This is a genomic window from Streptomyces akebiae (genome assembly GCF_019599145.1).
Classification (GTDB): Bacteria; Actinomycetota; Actinomycetes; order Streptomycetales; family Streptomycetaceae; genus Streptomyces; species Streptomyces akebiae.
The window spans coordinates 7,813,872-7,831,549 of record NZ_CP080647.1 but is presented as its reverse complement, the minus strand read 5'-3'; the positions used below and the strand labels follow the sequence as shown (position 1 = coordinate 7,831,549).

Genomic DNA, 17,678 nt, shown 5'->3' with positions numbered 1-17,678 from the left:
CTGAAGGGGCCTGCGGCTCTTCGCAAGAGGGCTCCGGGGCTCCCGAAAACCCCTTCGCGCGCCCCTTGTGCTCCGGGTGGGTCATGGTGGCACCGTCGTGCGCCCTGGTCGGGAGCGGAGGGTGTCGGGATAGTGGCCCTCTGCGACGACCGGGGGAGGCCATGAGTGGGGAAGGCGCGTGATGGGGGCAAGCCGGAGACGTCCGAGTCGGAGACACTGCTCTTCGGAGGGCCGCTGCGGTACGACATGGGCTGGTCGCAGCACGCCAACGCCTTTCTGGAGCTGAACTTCCGCGCGATGGTGCGGCGGCTGCCGTCGCTGCTCGCGTCGAGCTTCCGGCTCGCCTGGCAGGCGGACCGGCGGGCCGCCCGGACCGTGTTGGCCGCCGAGACGGGCCGCGGCCTCGCCCAGGCGGTGAGCCTGCTCGCGGTGAACACGATCCTGGCCCGGCTGATGGCGGACGGCACGGTCGAGGCGCGCCTGCGGGAAGCGGTCCCCGCCCTCGTCACCATCGCCGCGGTCATGCTGGTGGCCACGCTGCTGCGGGCCGCGTCGACGTACGCCACGGGCCGGCTGGAACCGAAGGTGGAGCGGGTCGCGACCGAGTTGTATCTGGAGCGGGCGGCGGCGGTGGAGCTGTCCGCGATCGAGGACGACGGCTTCCACAAGCTGTTGGACACCGCGAAGTACGGCGCCCAGTCGGCCCGCCGGATGATCAGCTACTCGGCGCGCGTGGTCAACGCGCTGATCTCGCTGATCGCGGCCGCCGGCGTGCTGACCGTGCTGCACCCGGCCCTGCTGCCCCTGCTGGTCACGATGACCCTGCCGAGCGCATGGAGTTCCCTGACGATCGCCCGCCGCCGCTACACGTCCTTCCACGCCTGGGTGCAGCACGCGCGCGCGGGCTATCTGATCGGCTCCCTGCTGATCGAGCCGGAGGCCGCCCCGGAGATCCGGGTGCACGGCGTCGGTCCCTTCCTGCTGCGCCACTTCCGGTCGATGTCGGAGACCGCGGAGGCCGAACAGGCCCGGCTGGCCCGGCTGGCGGCCCGTACGGGCCTGTACGCGGCCGTGTGGACCGGTCTGGCCACCGTGGCGACGTACGCGACGCTGGGCGGTCTGCTGCTCGCCGGTGCCATGGCGCTGTCCGTGGCGGGGACGGCGGTCATCGCGATCCGCACGGGCTCGTCGAGCCTGGACACGCTGGTCCTGGAGGTGAACTCCCTGCACGAGGAGGCTCTCTTCGTGGGCGACATGCAGCGGCTGTACGTGGAGGCCGCCAAGCGCGCGATCCCGGAGGGCGGTGATCCGCTGCCGGAGGAACCGCGGGAGATCCGGGTGGAGAACGTGACCTTCTCCTATCCGGGGAAGGCCGGCCGGCCCGCCCTCAAGGACGTCACCCTGAACGTGCCGCTCGGCAAGATCGTGGCCCTCGTCGGTGAGAACGGCTCGGGCAAGACGACCCTGGTCAAGCTGCTCGCCGGGCTGTACACCCCGGACCAGGGCAAGATCATGTGGGACGGCGTGGACGCGGCGGGCGCCGACCGGCGGCAGCTGGCCGAGCGCATCGCGATGGTCGCGCAGGACTTCAAGCGATGGCCCTTCACCGCCCGCGTGAACATGGCGATCGGCCGGCCCTCGGCGCCGCTGACCGAGGAGCGGCTCGCCGCGTCCGTCGCGGAGGCCGGGGCGCAGGACGTGGTGGAGGATCTGCCGCGTGGCCTCGACACGCTTCTGGCCCGGGGCTTCAGCGGCGGGCACGAGCTGTCGGGCGGGCAGTGGCAGCGGCTGGGGATCGCGCGGGCCGCGTACCGGCGTGGGCGCATCCTCATCGTGGACGAGCCTACCGCCGCCCTGGACGCGCGCGCCGAGCTGGAGGTCTTCGAGAAGATCCGCGCCCTGGCGGGCACCGGTCAGACGGTCGTCCTGATCACCCACCGGCTGGCCTCGGTCCGCCACGCCGACCTCGTGCACGTCCTCGACCAGGGACGCCTGGTGGAGTCCGGCACCCCGGAGGAACTGCTGGCCACGGGCGGGGTGTACGCCGAGCTGTACTCGCTCCAGGCGCAGCAGTTCACGGCGAGGGTGCCGGCCGAGCGGGCTGCCGCGGTGAGGGTTCCCGCGCCGAAGGCAAGGTGACGGTCGGGCCGACGCGGTCGCGGCGGTCAGGCGAGGCGGTCGCGGGGATCAGGCCGACGCGGTCGCGGGGATCAGGCCGACGCCGTCGCGGGGGTCTCGGCGCCGCGCACGATGACCAGGAACATGTCCGTCGCGATGTCCATGACGACCTCGGCCTGCTGCCCCTCGAGGCGGGCCGCGTGCGCCAACTCCTCCGCCGGCCACGAGCCGCGCGGCCCCCCGGCGGGAAAGCGCCCCAGCACCGTTCGCCCGTTCACCCTGCACCTCCATGTCGCGCTGTACCCGTGAGCCCGTAGCCCGCGGCTAGTCAGCTCGTAGATTTAAACGCCAACCATGGGGTGAACGGCTCGCGAAGTGACGGTACTGAGACGTAGTTGACACGAGGTCAACGGCGGATCGTGAGGTACCTCTCAGAAACCACACATTCCGGTGACGCTTCGTGCCAACACTTGCACTACTTGTCACCCCGTCGAAGGCGTTGCCGTACGACGAGTACCAACGCGCCGCCCGTCCCATGCGCGCCTCGGAGGGCGGAATCCGTCGGCTACCCGGGCGGCTTGTCGTAGTCCTGGATCCGGCCGCCGTGGCTGCGGTCGGTGAGTGCGGTCAGGCGGCCCGTCATCTCCCGTACCGTCGCCCGCACGTCGACGGTGAGCAGCTCGCGGTCGCGCATGAGGACGCGGCCGTCGACGATCGTGGTGGTCACGTCGGCGGAGCGGGCGCTGTGCACGAGGGTGGCGGCGAGGTCGTGCACCGGCTGGGTGTGCGGGCCGGTGAGGTCGACCAGGGCGATGTCGGCACGCCGGCCGGGTGCGAGGCTGCCGATGTTCTCCCCCAGTCCCACGGCCCGTGCGCTCTGCAGCGTGGCATGGTGCAGGGCCTGGCGGGAGGTCAGCCACCGCGGGTCGCCCTCGGTGGACTTCTGCACGAGCGCGGTGAGGGCCATGGCCTCCCACACGTCGAGGGAGTTGTTGGAGGCGGCGCCGTCCGTGGCGAGTCCGACGGGGACGCCGATACGGCGCAGGGCGCGCACCGGGGTGGTGGGCCAGGCGAACTTGAGATATCCGCGGGGTGCGGTCGCGACGGCCACCGGTCCCGTCGCCCGCTCCAGGACCGGCAGGTCGCGCTCGACGATGCCGGTGCCGTGCGCGATGAGGACGCCCGCGGGGACGCCGAGCAGTCCGGTGCGTTCCAGGACCTCGATGGGGGTGACGCCGTGCCGGGCCAGGCTGTTGTCGGTCTGGTCACGGCTCTCCGCGGCGTGCAGATGCACCGGCAGACCGTGGTCGCGGGCGAGTGCGGCGGTCGCGGCGAGGTCGGCGTCGTCGACGGTGTAGGGGGCGTGCGGGGCGAGCGCGGTGGTGATGCGGCCCCCGGCCGCGCCCCGGTGCCGTAGTGCGAACTCCAGGGACCTCTCGCGGCCTTCGGGTCCCTGCGAGGAGAAGAAGGCCTCTCCCAGATGCGCCCGCAGGCCGGTCTCCTCGACCACGGCGGCGACGGCGTCCATCGCGAAGTAGTGGTCGGCGAAGCAGGTCACGCCGCCGCGGATCATCTCCGCGCAGGCCAGCCGCGCTCCCAGCTCGACGTCCCGCGCCGTCAGGTTGGACTCGACGGGCCAGATGACGTCGTCGAACCACTCCTGCGCGGGCAGGTCCTCCGCGATACCGCGCAGCGCCACCATCGGCGCGTGCGTATGGCAGTTGACTAGCCCCGGCACGGCGACCTGGCCCCGCGCGTCGATGCGTTCCGCCGTGGCCACGGGGGCCGTCTCCTCCGCCGGTCCGATGCTGACGATCACCCCCTCCCGTACGACGATCGCGGCGTCCTCGACGAACGCGATCCGCTCGTGCTCGTCGTGGACGAGGGCGGTGCAGCCGGTGATGACGAGATCGGCGGGAGACGGGGCCGAGTGCGAGGAGAAGGGGGACGAGGAGGGAGGCGACGTCATGTCGTTACGGTACGGCCGTGGCGCGCTCGGGAGGGGGGCGGAACGGGCGCATCCGGGGGGAGGAGGTTGGGATCCGGCCGCGTCCGGCGCGCCCCACCGGGCGGGCGCGCCGGCTTGCGCGGTGCTACCGGGCGCGGGCTCAGGCGCGCGGCTCAGGCGCGCGGCTCAGGCGCTGAGGCCTTGCCTCGGCAGTACGTCGGCCACGTCCGGTGCGTCGGGGAGGCTGATGTCGGCGTGCCTCCGGTGGCGTGCGAGTTCGTCGAGGAGCGCGGTGAGCCGCTCGGTGTGGTGGCGCCCGAGCCGCCCGGTGTCGTCGAGGTGCACGGCGCAGGCGGTGGTGGTGTCGACCAGCCGTTCGAGAACGGCGGCGATCTCGTCGGTGCCCTCGGTGTGCCGGGCCAGTGCGGGCAGTTCGGCCCCGGAGAGGGCGATCGCGGCGCGGGCCCGGGCGAGCGAGCGGTAGGCCTCGCGCCGCAGGGTCCAGCGGGCGGCCCTGTCGTCGGCCTCCCCCGGCAGGGCGGCCCCGACGGATACGGTCACGCCGTTGGGCGTGGACACCCCGGTCTGCGCGGACCCGCCGGGCGCGCGCGACTCGTTCAGGACGTGGGCCAGGTAGGCGTGCGCCGCCGTGCACGCTTCGGTGAGCCGGGCGCGTACGCCCCCGCCGCGCTGCCCCTTGGGCATCGGCAGGTGACCGACGAGCAGGACGATGGCGCAGGCCAGCAGTGTCTCGGCGATACGGCTCCAGGAGGCCTGGGGGTCTCCACCGACCATGACGAGGGCGAGGACGAGGACGGTGACGACGGCGGTCTGGGCGGCGAAGTGCCGTGTGGCGACGGGGATCAGCGCCCCGCTCACCGCGACCAGGGCGATGAGCCCCTCCGGCCGGGGCAGTACGGCGGCGAAGGCGGCGAAGAGGACGGCGCCGAGCACAGTCCCGGCCGCCCGGCACAGCACTCGGGATACGAGCGGCCCGAGGTCGGGCTTGACCAGGAAGACGGCGGTGGCGGGCAGCCAGTACCAGTGGTGGTGGTGCAGCGCCTGTGCCACGGCCGCGGCGGCGCCGAAGGACAGGGCGACCCGCAGCCCGTACTCGCGCCCGCCGGAGCCGAGACCGAGCCGTACGAGCGATCCGAGGGTACGGCGGCGGGTGTGCAGGTCGTGTGCGTCGCCGCCCCGGTCGAAGGCCTCGGCGGCGCGCAGGAGCGCGTCGTCGAGGGCGCGCAGCGCGGGCGCGGAGCGGGAGGGAGCGGGCAGCGGCCCGGTGGCGGTGTTGCCGCGCACGGCGTCGGCGAGGCGCCGGGGCCCTTCGGAGGCCCGGCCGACGACGGCGTCCCCGGCCCAGGCCAGCGCGGTCGCCGCCTCGGCGAGCGGTAGTGCGGCGGCGTACTGGGCGTGCAGTCGCCGCTCGGACGACGAACTGGCGTACCGCCGCAGCCGGGGCCCGGCGAGCGCGTCCTGGGCGTGGTCGAGGGCGGCGGTCAGCGCGGCCCGTCGGGCGATCGCGTCCGGGGTGCCCACGGCGTCCAGCAGGCCGGCGATCGCGTCGTACACGGCGGCGACGGCGTCCCGTTCGCCGTCGAAGCGGTAGTCGCCGGCGGTGAGGATCGCGGGGGTGGGCAGGGCGAGGCGCAGCGCGAGCAGCCATCCGGCGCCGGCGAGGTAGGCGAGCGCCCGTTGCCATCCTGGTTCGGGCAGCGGCATTCCTGCGCCGATGGCGGCGGCGACCAGCAGCTGGGTGCCCGCTCCGGAGGCGACGGGCCCGACCGCGCTCATCGCGCCGGCGAGCAGCCCGAGCGCGGTGAGCAGCAGGGTGAGGACGACGGCTCCGGCGTACTGTCCGGCGTACGTCCCGACGAGCAGCCCCACGGCTCCGGCGAGCGCGGGCACCCCGAGACGCTGCACGGCGACGCGCCTGCTGCCGGGCCGGTCGTTGATTCCGGCGAGCATGGCGCCGAGTGCGGCGACGACCCCGACGGAGGGGTGCCCCGACACCACGGCGACCAGGAGCAACGGTCCGCCGGCCAAGGCGCCCCGCAGCACCGCGTTCCAGGGCACCGGCCCCCTCTGCGCACGCAGAGCATGGGCAAGCCAGGGCGGCAGGGCGAGGACGGCGCGGCGGGACACGGGGCTCCTGTCGTCGGGTGAGGGCGGGGGTGTGCCTTCGGGCGACGGTGGCCGGGGCGTTGGTGGTGTGCGTGTGTGTTCCACCGTAGGGCGCGGACCTGGAGGATATGGGGCGCTCGTATTAACGCGATGTGACGATCTCTGCAGAGGCCATGTTCTTTATGAACGCAATAAAGGTGGACCCGGGGACGTAGCCGGCCCCCGGGCCCTGATATGCCGCCCCATGGGCACGCCGCACGGTTGAGAACCCAGGTCAGTCATCATGTCGCCGCGTCCTGCCTTTGGACCACCACGCATCGAGCTGCGCGGGCTGGACTTGAACCAGCATTTCGACGTCCGGGGCCTGAGTCCGGTCGTTGCGGCGATCGGCGGCGAATACTGAGTCTGGAGCAATAGTCTGAGATTGATCACGGCCCGTCCCTGAATTCTTCGGCGGGTACGGACCGCTCCGTCACGACAAGCCTCAGCTTCAGCTTGCGCTCCTCGCGCACCCCGCCCGGCTCACAGGCCGACCGGGGAGTTCATGAGGCTACCCGAACTATCCGAACAGGTAGCCGAATACGGCGTCACCGACCCGCTGGTCGACGACGTCCACGCCGTTCGCTTCCTCCCGCGCGAACTTCACGGCCTGCTGCAACTTCTCGACGCGGTCGAGGATCTCGTTCACGCGCCGGGCGGGCAGGGCTCCGGAGAACTTCACGGTCGTCCAGTAGCCGACCGGAATGTCCTCGTAGTACACCTCCACCTGGGCGGGGTGCTTCTCGGTCGCCTCGGCCTTCACATGGTTGCGCGGCACCTTCTTCGTCCGCACCGTCCGCACGGCCTCGGTCTTCCAGGCGTCGGTGGAAGGGTCCTGCGCCCACGCCTCGGAGGCGTCGAGGACGGGCAGCTTGCGCACCAGCGTGTTGATCTCCCCGAGCTGCTTCTCCAGGAAGAGCAGATAGGCCACGGGCACGTCGGCGACGAGCACCCGGCCCTCGACCTTCACGTCCGCCCGTGCGGTGCAGTTGGCCCAGTCCTTGGTGGCGGTCACGTCGAACAGTCGCGTGAGAACTCCCGCTGTCTCGCGCAACACGTCCTCCGCCCGCACCTGCACCCGGGTCGATTCGGGCGGCAACTGCTCGCCCTCCTCGTCCTTCGGCTGATAGGTACGCGCGATACCGGCCAGCAACGCCGGCTTCTGCAGCCCGTGATGAGCGGCCGTCAGGTCCTGCTGGGACTTGGCCTTGACGCCCTTCTCCACTGCGATGATCTGATTGAGTTTCGCCACGTGGAAGACGTTAACAGCGGAGGTTCTCTCTTTTCGAAGGATTATTTCGCAGAGCTGTTCGGCACGGAATACGGGCGGAATCATCGCGGTTCGAACCGCGGTCGGCCGTGGCGCGGTCGATGCTGGGGACGGCGCGCCGATGACGCCGCTTTTCAGGAGCGGGAGATCGTGATGGGACGTCTGGACGAGCGGGTGGCGATCGTCACCGGCGGCGCGGGAGCGATCGGGTCCGCCGTGGCGCGTCTCCTCGCGGCGGAGGGGGCCGATGTGGTGGTCGCCGACGTCCGGGACGCCGAGGGAGCGGAACTGGCGGCGGATGTCGGCGGGCGGTCCCGCCACCAGCGCCTGGACGTCACGCACGAGGAGGGCCGGCAGCGGGCGGTGGCCGAGGTGGAACGGGACCTGGGTCCCGTCTCGGTGCTGGTGAACAACGCGGGGATCGCCGAGTGGGGCTCGATGGAGCAGCAGTCCCTCGCCTCGTTCCGCCGTGTCCTCGACGTCAATCCGCAGGGCCCGTGCCTGGGCATGCACGCGGGGGCGCCCTCGCTGCGCCGGGCCGGGGGCGGAGTGATCGTGAACATCTCCTCCCTCGCCGGCCTGACCTCGTACGCGGGTATCGGCTCGTACGCGGCGAGCAAATGGGGTCTGCGCGGGCTGACGAAGACGGCGGCGCTGGAACTGGCCCCGACGGAGTCCGGGTCTGCTCCGTCCACCCCGGCGCCATCCGCACTCCGATGACGGCCGGCTTCGGCGACGCCTACACCGCCGGGCAGCCCTCCCCCGCTTCGGGGAACCCGAGGAGGTCGCACGCATGGTGCTCTTCGTCATCGCCGACGCCACGTTCTCGACGGGCCGCGAATTCGTTCTCGACGGCGGCATCCTCGCAGGCCGGCCCACCGTCGTGACCTCGGACGACTGACTGGCCGCTCGCCCCTCCCCTCCCCCCGCCGGAATTCGGATGCGGAGCGAGAGCGGGGCGCGCATGATCGACAGGTTGTCCTCACCCAGTTCCCCAAGTCGTCCATCGGGAGCAGTCATGATCCGGCGCACCACGGTCCCCAGCCTCTTCACACCGCCCGTCTACGCGCACGCGTCCGTCGTCGAGGCCGGGACGAAGCTCGCCTTCCTCGCCGGTTCCGTCCCGCTGGACGCCGACGGGAAACTGGTCGGGGAGGGCGATCCGGTGCGGCAGGCCCAGCAGGTGCTGGCCAACCTCGGCGAGCAACTACGGGCGGTGGGAAGCGACTTCGAGCACGTCGCCTACACCGACGTGTACGTCGTGAGCAGCGAGCCGGCTGTCCTGTCCGCCGTCTGGGACGTCGTCGAGGCGTCCGGCCTGAGCATCGGCCCCCACTCCTCGACCCTCCTCGGTGTGGCCTGCCTCGGCTACACGGGACAGTTGGTGGAGATCACGGCGACGGCGGTGGTCCCGTAAGGCTGTGACCCCGTAAGGGCCGTGGCCCCGCGAGGACGGTGGCCCGCAAGGGCAGTGCCCCCGCGAGGCAATGGTCCCGTGACGTGCGCGCCCCCTACCGCCCCGTCCCGTTCCCCCAGATCCGGCTCTTCGGCAACGGCTTCGCGTAGCCCCCCGCCCGGCTGGTGGTCAGCCCCAGCGTCACCAGCGACTCGGCGAGTTTCACGGCCGCCCCCACCCCGTCGACGACCGGCACCCCCAGCTTCTCCCCCACCGTCCGCTGCAGCCCGGTCATCCCGGCGCACCCCAGGACCAGCACCTCGGCCCCGGCGTCGCGGGCGCGCTGCCCGGCCGCGAGGAAGGCGCGGGTGGTGCGGTCGGTGTCGGCGAGGTCGAGGACGCCGAGCCCGGTGCCGACGATCGCGGCGCAGTTGCGGCCCACACCGGCGGTGTCCAGGCTGTCCTCGATCTGCCCGCAGGTGCGGTCCAGGGTGGTCACCACCCCGTAGCGCCGTCCGAGCAGGCAGGCGAGGTGGGCGGCGGCCTCGGTGATGTCGACGACGGGGACGTCGAGCAGTTCACGCGCGCCCTCGCGCCCGTGCTCCCCGAAGCCGGCCATGACGACGGCGTCGCACGGCTCCTGGTAGGTCCGCAGGGCGTCGAGGACGGCGGCGGCGGAGAGGTAGCTGTCGAGCCAGCCCTCCGCGGACTCGGGCCCCCAGGCGGGGGTCAGTCCGGTCACGGAGGTGCCCGGGCCTGCGGCGGCCCGGGCACCTCGCACGATCTCCTCGGTCATTCCCTGCGTCGTGTTGCAGTTCGTGACGACGATGCGCACGCTCAGCCCTCCACGGCGGGCGTCGACGCGGACGAAGGAGTTCCGGGGGAAGCCGTCGCGGAGGAGGCCGACGCCGCGGCCCGCTCGTCCCGGCACAGCACCGCGTACAGCCCGGCGGCCAGCGCCGTGCCGATGAACCAGGAGTACGGGGCGACCTCGCTGAAGGTGGTCACCAGGGCGAGCACCGCCGAGACCGCGGCGGCCGGCAGGAACGCCCACAGGGCCTTGGGGTTGACGCCGTTGCGGTAGTAGTAGCGGGAGCCGGGCTCGGCGTTGAAGAGTTCGTCGACGTCGATGCGGCCACGCTTGACCCAGAAGTAGTCGAGCATGATCACACCGAACAGCGGGCCGAGGAAGGCGCCCAGGCCGCCGAGGAAGTACTGCACGACGGTGGGGTTGGAGAAGAGGTTCCAGGGGGTCACGACCAGCGCCGCGACCGTGCTGATCATGCCGCCGACCTTGAAGGTGATCTTCTGCGGCCAGACGTTGGCGAGGTCGTACGCCGGCGAGACGAAGTTGGCGACGATGTTGACGCCCATGGTGGCGATGGCGAAGGTCAGGGCGCCCAGGACGAGGATCCAGGTGTTGCCGATCTCCGCGACGAGGTGGGCGGGATCGGTGATCGCCTTGCCGAACACCTCGATGGAGCCCGCGGTGACGATGACGGACACCACCACGAAGGCGGTCGAGTTGATCGGCAGGCCCCAGAAGTTTCCGCGCTTGACCGTCCTGTAGTCGGGGGCGAAGCGGGAGAAGTCGCAGAAGTTGAGCATCAGCGTGCCGTAGGTGGCGAGGACCAGCCCGATCGCGCCGAACCACTGCCGCCACTGCTCGCCGACGGAGACCGGGTTCGGGGTCGAGGTGAGGGAGATGGTCCAGCCGGCCTTGGCGAGGATCCAGACGGCCAGCGCGATCATGACGATCCAGATCGCCGGGCCGCAGAAGTCCTGGAACTTGCGGACCGACTCCATGCCCTGGCTGATGATCACCGCCTGGATGAGCCAGAGGGCGACGAAGGTGATCCAGCCGAGGTGGTGCAGGCCGAGGAAGGAGTCGTGGGTCCAGGACTCCAGGCCCGGCCAGGCGGCCAGCAGCATGATGTTGACGGCGACGGACGCGAGGTAGGTCTGGATGCCGTACCACATGATGGCGATCACGGCCCGGATGATGGCCGGGATGTTGGCGCCCCAGATGCCGAAGCTGATGCGGCTGACCACGGGGAAGGGCACGCCGTGGCGCTGTCCGATCTTCCCCATCCAGTTCATCCCGACATAGATGATCACGAAGCCGACGAGCAGCGACGTGAACACCTGCCAGACGTTCATGCCGAGGACGAGGAGGCCCGCGGCGAACGTGTAGTTGCCGAGGTTGTGGACGTCGGACATCCACAGGGCGAAGAGGTCGAAGACCTTCCAGTTGCGCTTCTCGGCGGGCGCGAGGTCTTCGTTGGTGAGGCGGGGGTCGGGGACGAACGCTGTGGTGCCGGTGGCTTCGGCACTGTCGGCGAGGGACACGGAGCCTCCAGGAGCGAGAGGAGACGAGGGTGGGTGGAGGGGACGGGTGCGGGACCGGCGTGGGGGACCAGGAGAGCACCTCGCGCTGTTTGGTATACCAAACTGCGCTCATACTCCTCCCGTCAACCGTTCGGACCGATGTCGCTGTCGTTAACGCCCCGTAAAACACCCTCCGCGTCGGCGAAGATTGCTCCATGAGCTCCCTGGCTCCCGAAGGAGCGAAGATCGAACCTCTGGGCGCGGTGCGCGAGCGCGTCCTGGGCACTTTGCGGCAGGACATCATCGCGGGACGCCTCCGCCCGGGCGACCGGCTCGTCGAGCGCGAGCTGGCCGACCGCTTCGGGGTCTCCCGGGTCCCGGTCCGCGAGGCGATCCGCGCACTGGTCGCCGAGGGCTTCGTCCACTTCGAGACCCCGCGTCGTACGGTCGTCCGCCGTCTCACCCCGGCGGACGTGACGGAACTCTTCGAGCTGCGCGAGGCCCTGGAGGTGTACGCGGCCGGGCTCGCCGCCTCCCGCGCCACCCCGGAGTCCCTCGCCGAGCTCTCAACCCTGCTCGACCGGGCGGCGGAGGCGACCCGCGCCGGGGACGCCGAGGCGATCACCGACATCAACACGCGCTTCCACGACCGCGTCCTCGCCATGGCCGGCAACAGCCTGCTCAGCTCCGTCATGGAGCCGGTAGACGGCCGACTGCGCTGGCTGACCCGCCGGAACACCGAGTGGCCCCAACTCCTGGCCGAACACAGGGAGTTGTACGACGCCATCGCCTCCGGCGACCCCGACCGCGCCCGCGCGCACGCCCTCACCCACGTCCGGACCAACTACCGGTCGACCGTGCGGCACCTGTTCGGCGAGGACAGAGGGGGCGGAGAGGGCGGAGCGGGCGGAGAGGACAGTGGGAGCGGCGAGGAGCCGCGAGCCCGATGACGACCCGGAGCCCGACGACGGCCCCGAGCCCGGCCGGAACAGCGGGCGGAAACCCGGTGAACCGTGAGCACCGCCCCGCCAACACGCTGCCGACCGTCAACTCGGGTATCCACCAGGACAGTTAGGAAGTGGGCACGGTCAACAGACGTGGGCTGTTGAGCGGAGCGGCGATCGCGGGCGCCGGGGCGTTCACGGCGGGGGTGGCGCGACTCCACCGGCTTTTTCCCCCGGTACCGCTGGAGCCCCTACGGCGCCTCGCCGGACCCGGGTGTCGACACCCGGCCCATCTCGGCGGCCCGCGTCGTCCGGCGCTCAGCCGTTGCCGGCGTAGCGGTCCGTCGCCGCCACCAGTGCCTCCGCCATGTCCGGCGCGCCCGCGTCGTGTCCCACGTCGTCGACGAGGACCAGCTCGCTGCCGGGCCAGGCGTGGTGGAGGCGCCAGACGATACCGAGGAGGTTGCCGGGGTCGAGGCTGCCCTGGACGAGGGTGCCCGGGATGCCCTTGAGCAGTGGCGCGTCACGCAGGACCACACCGTCGCCGTCGCCGCCGTCGCCGTCGCCGCCGTCGCCGAGGAAGTGGCCGTTGCCCCAGTAGTGGGTGACGGTGCGGGCGAAGCCGTAGCGGAAGAGGGGGTCCTCGTAGCGCGGCACGGAGCGGGGCGGCTGCGCCGCGATGGCCGTCTCCCAGTCCGTCCAGGCGCGCGCGGCCCGGATGCGCACCGCCTCGTCGGGCGACTCGATCAACCGGTTGTAGGCGGCCGGCAGATTCCCGTGCCGCTCATCCTCGGGCAGCTCGGCCAGAAATCGTTCGAACGCCTCCGGGAAGAACTGCCCGAGTCCCCTGGTCAGCAGGGCGACCTCGGCGTCGGATCCGGTGGCGACCCCCGTGAGGACCAGCTCCGTCACGGACTCCGGATGCGTCTGGGCGTAGCGCAGACCGAGCGCCGAGCCCCACGACACGCCCCACACCAGCCACCGCCCGATCCCGAGGTGCCGCCGCAGCAGCTCCAGATCGGCGATCAGGTGATCCGTCGTGTTGACGCTCATGTCGGTCTCGTACGCGCTCGCCGACGGTGTCGAACGCCCGCAGCCGCGCTGGTCCAGCAGCACGATCCGGTACGCCTCGGGGTCGAAGAGCCGGGGGAACCAGGCGTTGGCCCGGGAGCCCGGCCCGCCATGCAGCACGACAGCGGGCTTGCCCCGCGGATTCCCGCAGACCTCCCAGTACACGCGGTTGCCGTCCCCGACGTCGAGCATGCCGTGGTCGTACGGTTCGATCTCCGGATAGAGGGGCATTGCGCGACCCTAACCGGCTTACGACACGGTCGACAGCCGGTTTTCCGCCGGGCGGGCGGGGCCCCTCCCCCTCGCCTACCCCGCGACCGCCAGCCCCGCCGACCTCGCCGCCTTGCGCAGGACGTCCCGCAGCATGGCCGGGGTCAAGCGGCCGGTGAAGGTGTTGCGCTGGCTGACGTGGAAGCAGCCGAAGAGGTCGAGATCGTCGAGCCGTACGTGGCTGCCGTGACCGAAGACGGGCCGGGGCCGGGGAACGGCCCAACCGGCCTCGGCGAGCGCGGGCAGCGCGGCCTGCCACCCGAAGGCACCGAGGACGACCACGGCCCGCAGCGTCGGCCGCAGCAGTTCCAACTCCTGGCGCAGCCAGGGCCGACAGGTGTTCCGCTCCTCGGGCGTCGGCCTGTTGGCGGGCGGCGCGCAGTGCACGGGTGAGGTGATCCGTACGCCGTACAGCTCCAGCCCGTCGTCCACGGCGGTCGCCGTGGCGCGTGAGGCCAGGCCCACGTCGTGCAGCGCCGCGTACAGCACGTCGCCCGAGCGGTCGCCGGTGAACATCCGGCCCGTCCGGTTCGCCCCGTGCGCGGCGGGCGCGAGCCCCACGATCAGCAGCGCGGCGTCGGCCGGCCCGAAGCCCGGTACCGGCCGCCCCCAGTACTCCTGGTCGGCGAACGCGGCCCGCCGGGTGCGCGCGACCTCCTCCCGCCACTCGACCAGCCGGGGGCAGGCCCGGCATCCGGTGATCCGCGCGTCCAGCGCGGCCAGCCCGGTGCCCGCGCCGCCACCGCATCCGCTGTCGGCCACCACGTCGCCACCACCGCTGCCGCCGCCGTCCATCCCTCCACGGTACGTCCGGTGATCGCCTCCCCCGTGCGGCCGGCCGGGAGCTAAGGTCGAGGCATGGCTTCTGAAGGTACGCGGGAGCGGGCGGGCGATCCGGCCGTGACGAACGGGGGCTCCGACGGGTCGACGGCGGCGTCCGCCGAGGCGGCCCGTCCGGCGAGCGGCGAGAGCGTGCGCATCGACAGCTGGATCTGGTCCGTACGCCTGGTCAAGACCCGCTCGATGGGCGCCACCGCCTGCCGTGGCGGACACGTGCGGGTCAACGGCGAACGCGTCAAGCCCGCGTACGCGGTGCGCGTCGGCGACGAGGTACGACTGCGCCAGGCCGGGGGCCACGAGCGGATCGTGATCGTGCGGCGGCTGATCCGCAAGCGGGTCGGTGCGCCCGTCGCCGCCGAGTGCTACGTCGACAACTCCCCGCCGCCCCCGCCCCGCGAGGCCGTCGCCCCCGCCGGGATCCGTGACCGGGGCGCCGGCCGCCCCACCAAGCGCGACCGGCGGGACATGGAGCGCCTGCGGGGCCTCGCGGAGGCGGCGAACGCCGACCGTCATCGCCGTCCCACCTGAGTCCGCCCGCCGGAGGCCCACCAGTGGCTGTCGCTCGCCCCGCCGTGCGGCCGCACGGCCGCGACGGTCACGCCCGACGGCCGGGCGTGAGCTTCGTCAGCCCGGCCGCGTCCTGGCGTCGCACCCAGGCGATCAGGGCGAGCGGAACGATCAGGATGAGCGGTGTCGCCGCGTACTCCCCGTCGAAGGCGGTGATCTGCGTGATGAACGCCCCCACCATCAGCGCGCCCAGCGACACCGCCGCGACCGGGGCCAGCACGGGGATCAACAGCCCGACGGCACCCGCCAGTTCGAGCACACCGATGGTGTACATCCCCGCGCTGCCCCAGCCGAGCGTCTCGAAGGACTCGACGGCCGACGGGTGCGCGATCAGCTTGGGCAGAGCGCTCGCGAACCCGTAGAACAGCGCGAGCGCGATCTGCAGCGCGCGCAGCGAGATCCGGGCGCCCTTGCCCCGCGGGACGGCCTGCGAGGGGGCGGCGGAGACGGTGGCGGACGCGGCGCGGGTGACGGGAGCGGTGGTCTCGGACATGGGATCTCCTGAGTGAAGCGGATGGATGTTCGCTGTCACAGAGGTAGACCGGACCACTCCACCGAACTCATCGCCGTCCGACCGGAATTCACGCCGAAAGTCTTCGCCCCCGGCCGCCTCTCACCCCACCGGCACCGCCTTCACCCAGATCCGGTCCTCCGTCAGATACCGGTCCACCGTCAGCCCGGCTTCCGCCAGCGCCTCCTCGAACTGCTCCTTGGTCATGGGGCGCGAGCGGAACGTCTGGGTCCATTCGCCGTCCGGGAAGAAGTACTCCGCGAACACCGAGTTGACCCCGTCCCCGACCGGTTCGGTCGAGGCTATGCGGATGGTGAAGCCTCGGGGGTCGACCCGCTCCCGGGGGACGTTCGTGTGGTAGTCCTCCCCCTCGCGCTGGATCAGTACGAAGCCGTCGTCCGCGAGATGCCGCAGACAGGTCGCGAGCATTCCCCGCCGCACCTCGGGGTCCCCGGTGTGGACGAGGAAGGAGGCGAGCAGCACCACGTCGAACTTCTCGTCCAGATCGAGCTCCTCGATCGAGGCATGTATGGTGCGGGCGCCGCGCACCCGCTCCAGCATCTCCGCCGACTCGTCGACCGCCGTGACGGTGAACCCCCGCTCGATCAGGGGGTGGGTCATCCGGCCCACTCCGCAGCCCAGTTCGAGAATGCGCGCACCCGCGGGTGCGACGCCCGCGATCACCTCCGGTTCGTCGCCCACCGGCAGCCGCGTGTACAGCTCGACCGCGCAGCCGTCCGGGGTGATCGCGCCGGCCCCGGTCCCTTCGTACCCGTCACGCATCTGAATGCCCATATCCGTTCAACGGCCGGGCAGGCAGGGGCCGTTCCTGTCAGGAGTCACCCGATGGGGTGAACCCGCGTGTCTCCGCCGGCTCGGTTCCGGTGGCCCTCGGATGCCTCACCAGGCGAACCAGCCGTGTCCGCTGTACCAGTGCCCGCCCGCGCGCAAGTGATCGACCACGGCCCGTTCGAGACGCGTGCGGCGCGGCAGTGTCTCCACCGGCAGGTCGGGGTCTCCGAACACGAAGCGGACCGGCAGGTCGTCCTCGGGTTCACCGGTGCCGTCGGCGACCCGGAACCGCTGCTGGAACCGGACGATGTTGGAGTCCGCCGGCAGATAGCGCCGCAGCTGCGGGTCGAGGAGCCAGGAGTGGCAGCAGCCCGCCGTGTATCGCTCCTCCGGGAAGTGCCGTGCGAAGAAGTCGTGGGCCGAGGCCAGCGACCGGTCGCACGCCGTAGGCGTCAGGGGCCCCGCGTAATCGGGTATGTGCAGGTCGAGGCAGGGGGCCCCGGGCCCCAGGGCGAGACCCGCCGCCGCCAGCGCGACGCCCTCCCGTCCGCCCATCCGGGCACGCTGGTACTGCAGCCGACCGAGCTGGAACAGCTCCCCGTGGAAGTGCAGCGAGAACCAGGTCGGCGCGACGAGCCCGCCCACGCCGTACCGCCGACGGTGCAGCACCAGACCTCGGCCCAGGTCGGCCAGGGTGCGCCGGGAGACGTCGTCGGGGATCCCGCGCTCACGGTGGTACGCGCGCACGTACGGCAGGGCCGCCACGAGGACGAACACGTGGAAGTAGCGGCCGAGCGGGCCCGCTTCCAGGGGCAGCGGCAGGAGGCGCAGCCCCTTGCCGACCCGGCCCATGTCCCGCACCAGAGCGTCGACGCACCGCCCGAACAGCCAGGTCGCCCCCTCGTCGGCCGCCAGCGTGCGGCGCAGCGCGATCAGGTCGTTGATGTCCTCGTACGGCACGGCGAGGTCCACCAGCGCGTCGAGCAGTCCGTCGTCGGCGTCCGGTAGCCGCGCCTCCGCTCCGGAGACGCTCCCGCTCTCCTCCAGGCCCTTGAGCCAGTCGGCGAGCCTCTCGTCCGCCCGCACCGCGTCCAGCAGCACCATCGTCTCCCCGTTCCCGTCGGTCATGTGGAGAAACGTGTGGGACGGGGAGTACGTTTCCGAATAGGACGAGGAGGAGTGGCGATCCGATGCGTACCGGCAGTGAACCGACGACAGCGCGCAGTCCCCTGCGGATGCGGCTCTGGCTGAGCGTCTGGGGCCTGATCTGGGCGATCGCCGGGACGACGGCCTTCGCTGTCGTCGGCCGTACCGGCTGGGCCGTCGCCTGCGGGGTGCTGTGGCTGATCGTCACCGTCGACCTGGTCATGGTCCTGCGCCACATCCGTCAGGGCCCGCACTACCAGCCGGGCCGCGACATCCCGCCGTACCAGCCGCCGAGACATCACCAGCCGTAG

General features: G+C 71.9%; 19 protein-coding genes. 8 read left to right on the top strand and 11 right to left on the bottom strand.

Annotated features, from left to right (window positions below; genetic code table 11):
• Window positions 1-165 precede the first annotated feature (165 nt).
• Window positions 166-2,139, top strand: coding sequence for an ABC transporter ATP-binding protein (locus K1J60_RS33870; protein WP_220649528.1), 1,974 nt, complete (start codon window positions 166-168; stop codon window positions 2,137-2,139).
• A gap of 71 nt (window positions 2,140-2,210) precedes the next feature.
• Here K1J60_RS33870 and K1J60_RS33865 read toward each other — a convergent pair whose 3' ends face one another.
• From K1J60_RS33865 to K1J60_RS33850, 4 genes are all read right to left on the bottom strand, one after another.
• Complete coding sequence (locus tag K1J60_RS33865; RefSeq protein WP_033527090.1) at window positions 2,211-2,396, bottom strand: hypothetical protein; 186 nt, start codon at window positions 2,394-2,396, stop codon at window positions 2,211-2,213.
• 287 nt (window positions 2,397-2,683) lie between these two features.
• Window positions 2,684-4,087 carry an amidohydrolase gene (locus K1J60_RS33860; RefSeq protein WP_220649527.1) on the bottom strand — a complete coding sequence of 468 codons (1,404 nt, stop codon included), beginning with the start codon at window positions 4,085-4,087 and terminating at the stop codon, window positions 2,684-2,686.
• 165 nt (window positions 4,088-4,252) lie between these two features.
• Window positions 4,253-6,214, bottom strand: coding sequence for an FUSC family protein (locus K1J60_RS33855; protein WP_220649526.1), 1,962 nt, complete (start codon window positions 6,212-6,214; stop codon window positions 4,253-4,255).
• 538 nt (window positions 6,215-6,752) lie between these two features.
• Entirely contained in the window at window positions 6,753-7,484 is a 732-nt protein-coding gene (locus tag K1J60_RS33850) for a DUF7873 family protein (RefSeq protein ID WP_033527092.1), read from the bottom strand.
• A gap of 171 nt (window positions 7,485-7,655) precedes the next feature.
• On the opposite strand from K1J60_RS33850, the gene K1J60_RS33845 reads away from it, so the two are divergent.
• The 3 genes from K1J60_RS33845 to K1J60_RS33840 all read left to right on the top strand — a co-directional run bounded on the left by K1J60_RS33845 (window position 7,656) and on the right by K1J60_RS33840 (window position 8,919).
• Window positions 7,656-8,222: an SDR family NAD(P)-dependent oxidoreductase gene (locus tag K1J60_RS33845; protein ID WP_259408040.1), complete on the top strand. Its 567-nt coding sequence runs from the start codon at window positions 7,656-7,658 to the stop codon at window positions 8,220-8,222.
• The gene (locus tag K1J60_RS46265; RefSeq protein WP_259408345.1) at window positions 8,185-8,403 is read left to right on the top strand and encodes an SDR family oxidoreductase; all 219 of its coding nucleotides are present in this window, start codon (window positions 8,185-8,187) and stop codon (window positions 8,401-8,403) included. The genes K1J60_RS33845 and K1J60_RS46265 overlap by 38 nt, the downstream gene beginning before the upstream one ends.
• A 117-nt stretch (window positions 8,404-8,520) precedes the next feature.
• Window positions 8,521-8,919, top strand: a complete 399-nt coding sequence (locus K1J60_RS33840; protein WP_033527093.1) for a RidA family protein — start codon at window positions 8,521-8,523, stop codon at window positions 8,917-8,919.
• A 94-nt stretch (window positions 8,920-9,013) separates the two neighbouring features.
• Here the strand turns inward: K1J60_RS33840 and K1J60_RS33835 are convergent, their stop codons facing one another.
• Together K1J60_RS33835 and K1J60_RS33830 are read right to left on the bottom strand one after the other, a co-directional pair.
• Window positions 9,014-9,733 (bottom strand): aspartate/glutamate racemase family protein, encoded by a 720-nt coding sequence (locus K1J60_RS33835; protein ID WP_220649525.1) that lies wholly within the window; start codon window positions 9,731-9,733, stop codon window positions 9,014-9,016.
• 2 nt (window positions 9,734-9,735) lie between these two features.
• Window positions 9,736-11,247 carry an NCS1 family nucleobase:cation symporter-1 gene (locus tag K1J60_RS33830; RefSeq protein ID WP_220649524.1) on the bottom strand — a complete coding sequence of 504 codons (1,512 nt, stop codon included), beginning with the start codon at window positions 11,245-11,247 and terminating at the stop codon, window positions 9,736-9,738.
• Window positions 11,248-11,441: 194 nt separating this feature from the next.
• Here K1J60_RS33830 and K1J60_RS33825 point away from each other — a divergent pair, with 194 nt between their 5' ends.
• Together K1J60_RS33825 and K1J60_RS46260 are read left to right on the top strand one after the other, a co-directional pair.
• Window positions 11,442-12,176 carry a GntR family transcriptional regulator gene (locus tag K1J60_RS33825; protein WP_220649523.1) on the top strand — a complete coding sequence of 245 codons (735 nt, stop codon included), beginning with the start codon at window positions 11,442-11,444 and terminating at the stop codon, window positions 12,174-12,176.
• A complete protein-coding gene (locus K1J60_RS46260) occupies window positions 12,173-12,301 on the top strand; it encodes a hypothetical protein (RefSeq protein WP_259408039.1) in 129 nt (42 codons plus the stop codon). The genes K1J60_RS33825 and K1J60_RS46260 overlap by 4 nt, the downstream gene beginning before the upstream one ends.
• Window positions 12,302-12,488: 187 nt before the next feature.
• Here K1J60_RS46260 and pip read toward each other — a convergent pair whose 3' ends face one another.
• Both pip and K1J60_RS33815 read right to left on the bottom strand, forming a co-directional pair.
• Window positions 12,489-13,472 carry a prolyl aminopeptidase gene (pip, locus tag K1J60_RS33820; RefSeq protein WP_220649522.1) on the bottom strand — a complete coding sequence of 328 codons (984 nt, stop codon included), beginning with the start codon at window positions 13,470-13,472 and terminating at the stop codon, window positions 12,489-12,491.
• Between the two features lie 75 nt (window positions 13,473-13,547).
• Complete coding sequence (locus K1J60_RS33815; RefSeq protein ID WP_259408038.1) at window positions 13,548-14,306, bottom strand: uracil-DNA glycosylase; 759 nt, start codon at window positions 14,304-14,306, stop codon at window positions 13,548-13,550.
• Between the two features lie 63 nt (window positions 14,307-14,369).
• On the opposite strand from K1J60_RS33815, the gene K1J60_RS33810 reads away from it, so the two are divergent.
• A complete protein-coding gene (locus K1J60_RS33810; protein ID WP_033527097.1) occupies window positions 14,370-14,879 on the top strand; it encodes an RNA-binding S4 domain-containing protein in 510 nt (169 codons plus the stop codon).
• A gap of 67 nt (window positions 14,880-14,946) precedes the next feature.
• On the opposite strand, the gene K1J60_RS33805 is transcribed toward K1J60_RS33810, so the two are convergent.
• The 3 genes from K1J60_RS33805 to K1J60_RS33795 all read right to left on the bottom strand — a co-directional run bounded on the left by K1J60_RS33805 (window position 14,947) and on the right by K1J60_RS33795 (window position 17,322).
• Window positions 14,947-15,411: a DoxX family protein gene (locus tag K1J60_RS33805; protein ID WP_220649521.1), complete on the bottom strand. Its 465-nt coding sequence runs from the start codon at window positions 15,409-15,411 to the stop codon at window positions 14,947-14,949.
• 120 nt (window positions 15,412-15,531) lie between these two features.
• Complete coding sequence (locus K1J60_RS33800; RefSeq protein ID WP_259408037.1) at window positions 15,532-16,212, bottom strand: class I SAM-dependent methyltransferase; 681 nt, start codon at window positions 16,210-16,212, stop codon at window positions 15,532-15,534.
• 117 nt (window positions 16,213-16,329) lie between these two features.
• Entirely contained in the window at window positions 16,330-17,322 is a 993-nt protein-coding gene (locus K1J60_RS33795; RefSeq protein WP_220651825.1) for an acyltransferase domain-containing protein, read from the bottom strand.
• Window positions 17,323-17,411: 89 nt separating this feature from the next.
• On the opposite strand from K1J60_RS33795, the gene K1J60_RS33790 reads away from it, so the two are divergent.
• Window positions 17,412-17,678: a DUF6343 family protein gene (locus K1J60_RS33790; protein WP_220649519.1), complete on the top strand. Its 267-nt coding sequence runs from the start codon at window positions 17,412-17,414 to the stop codon at window positions 17,676-17,678.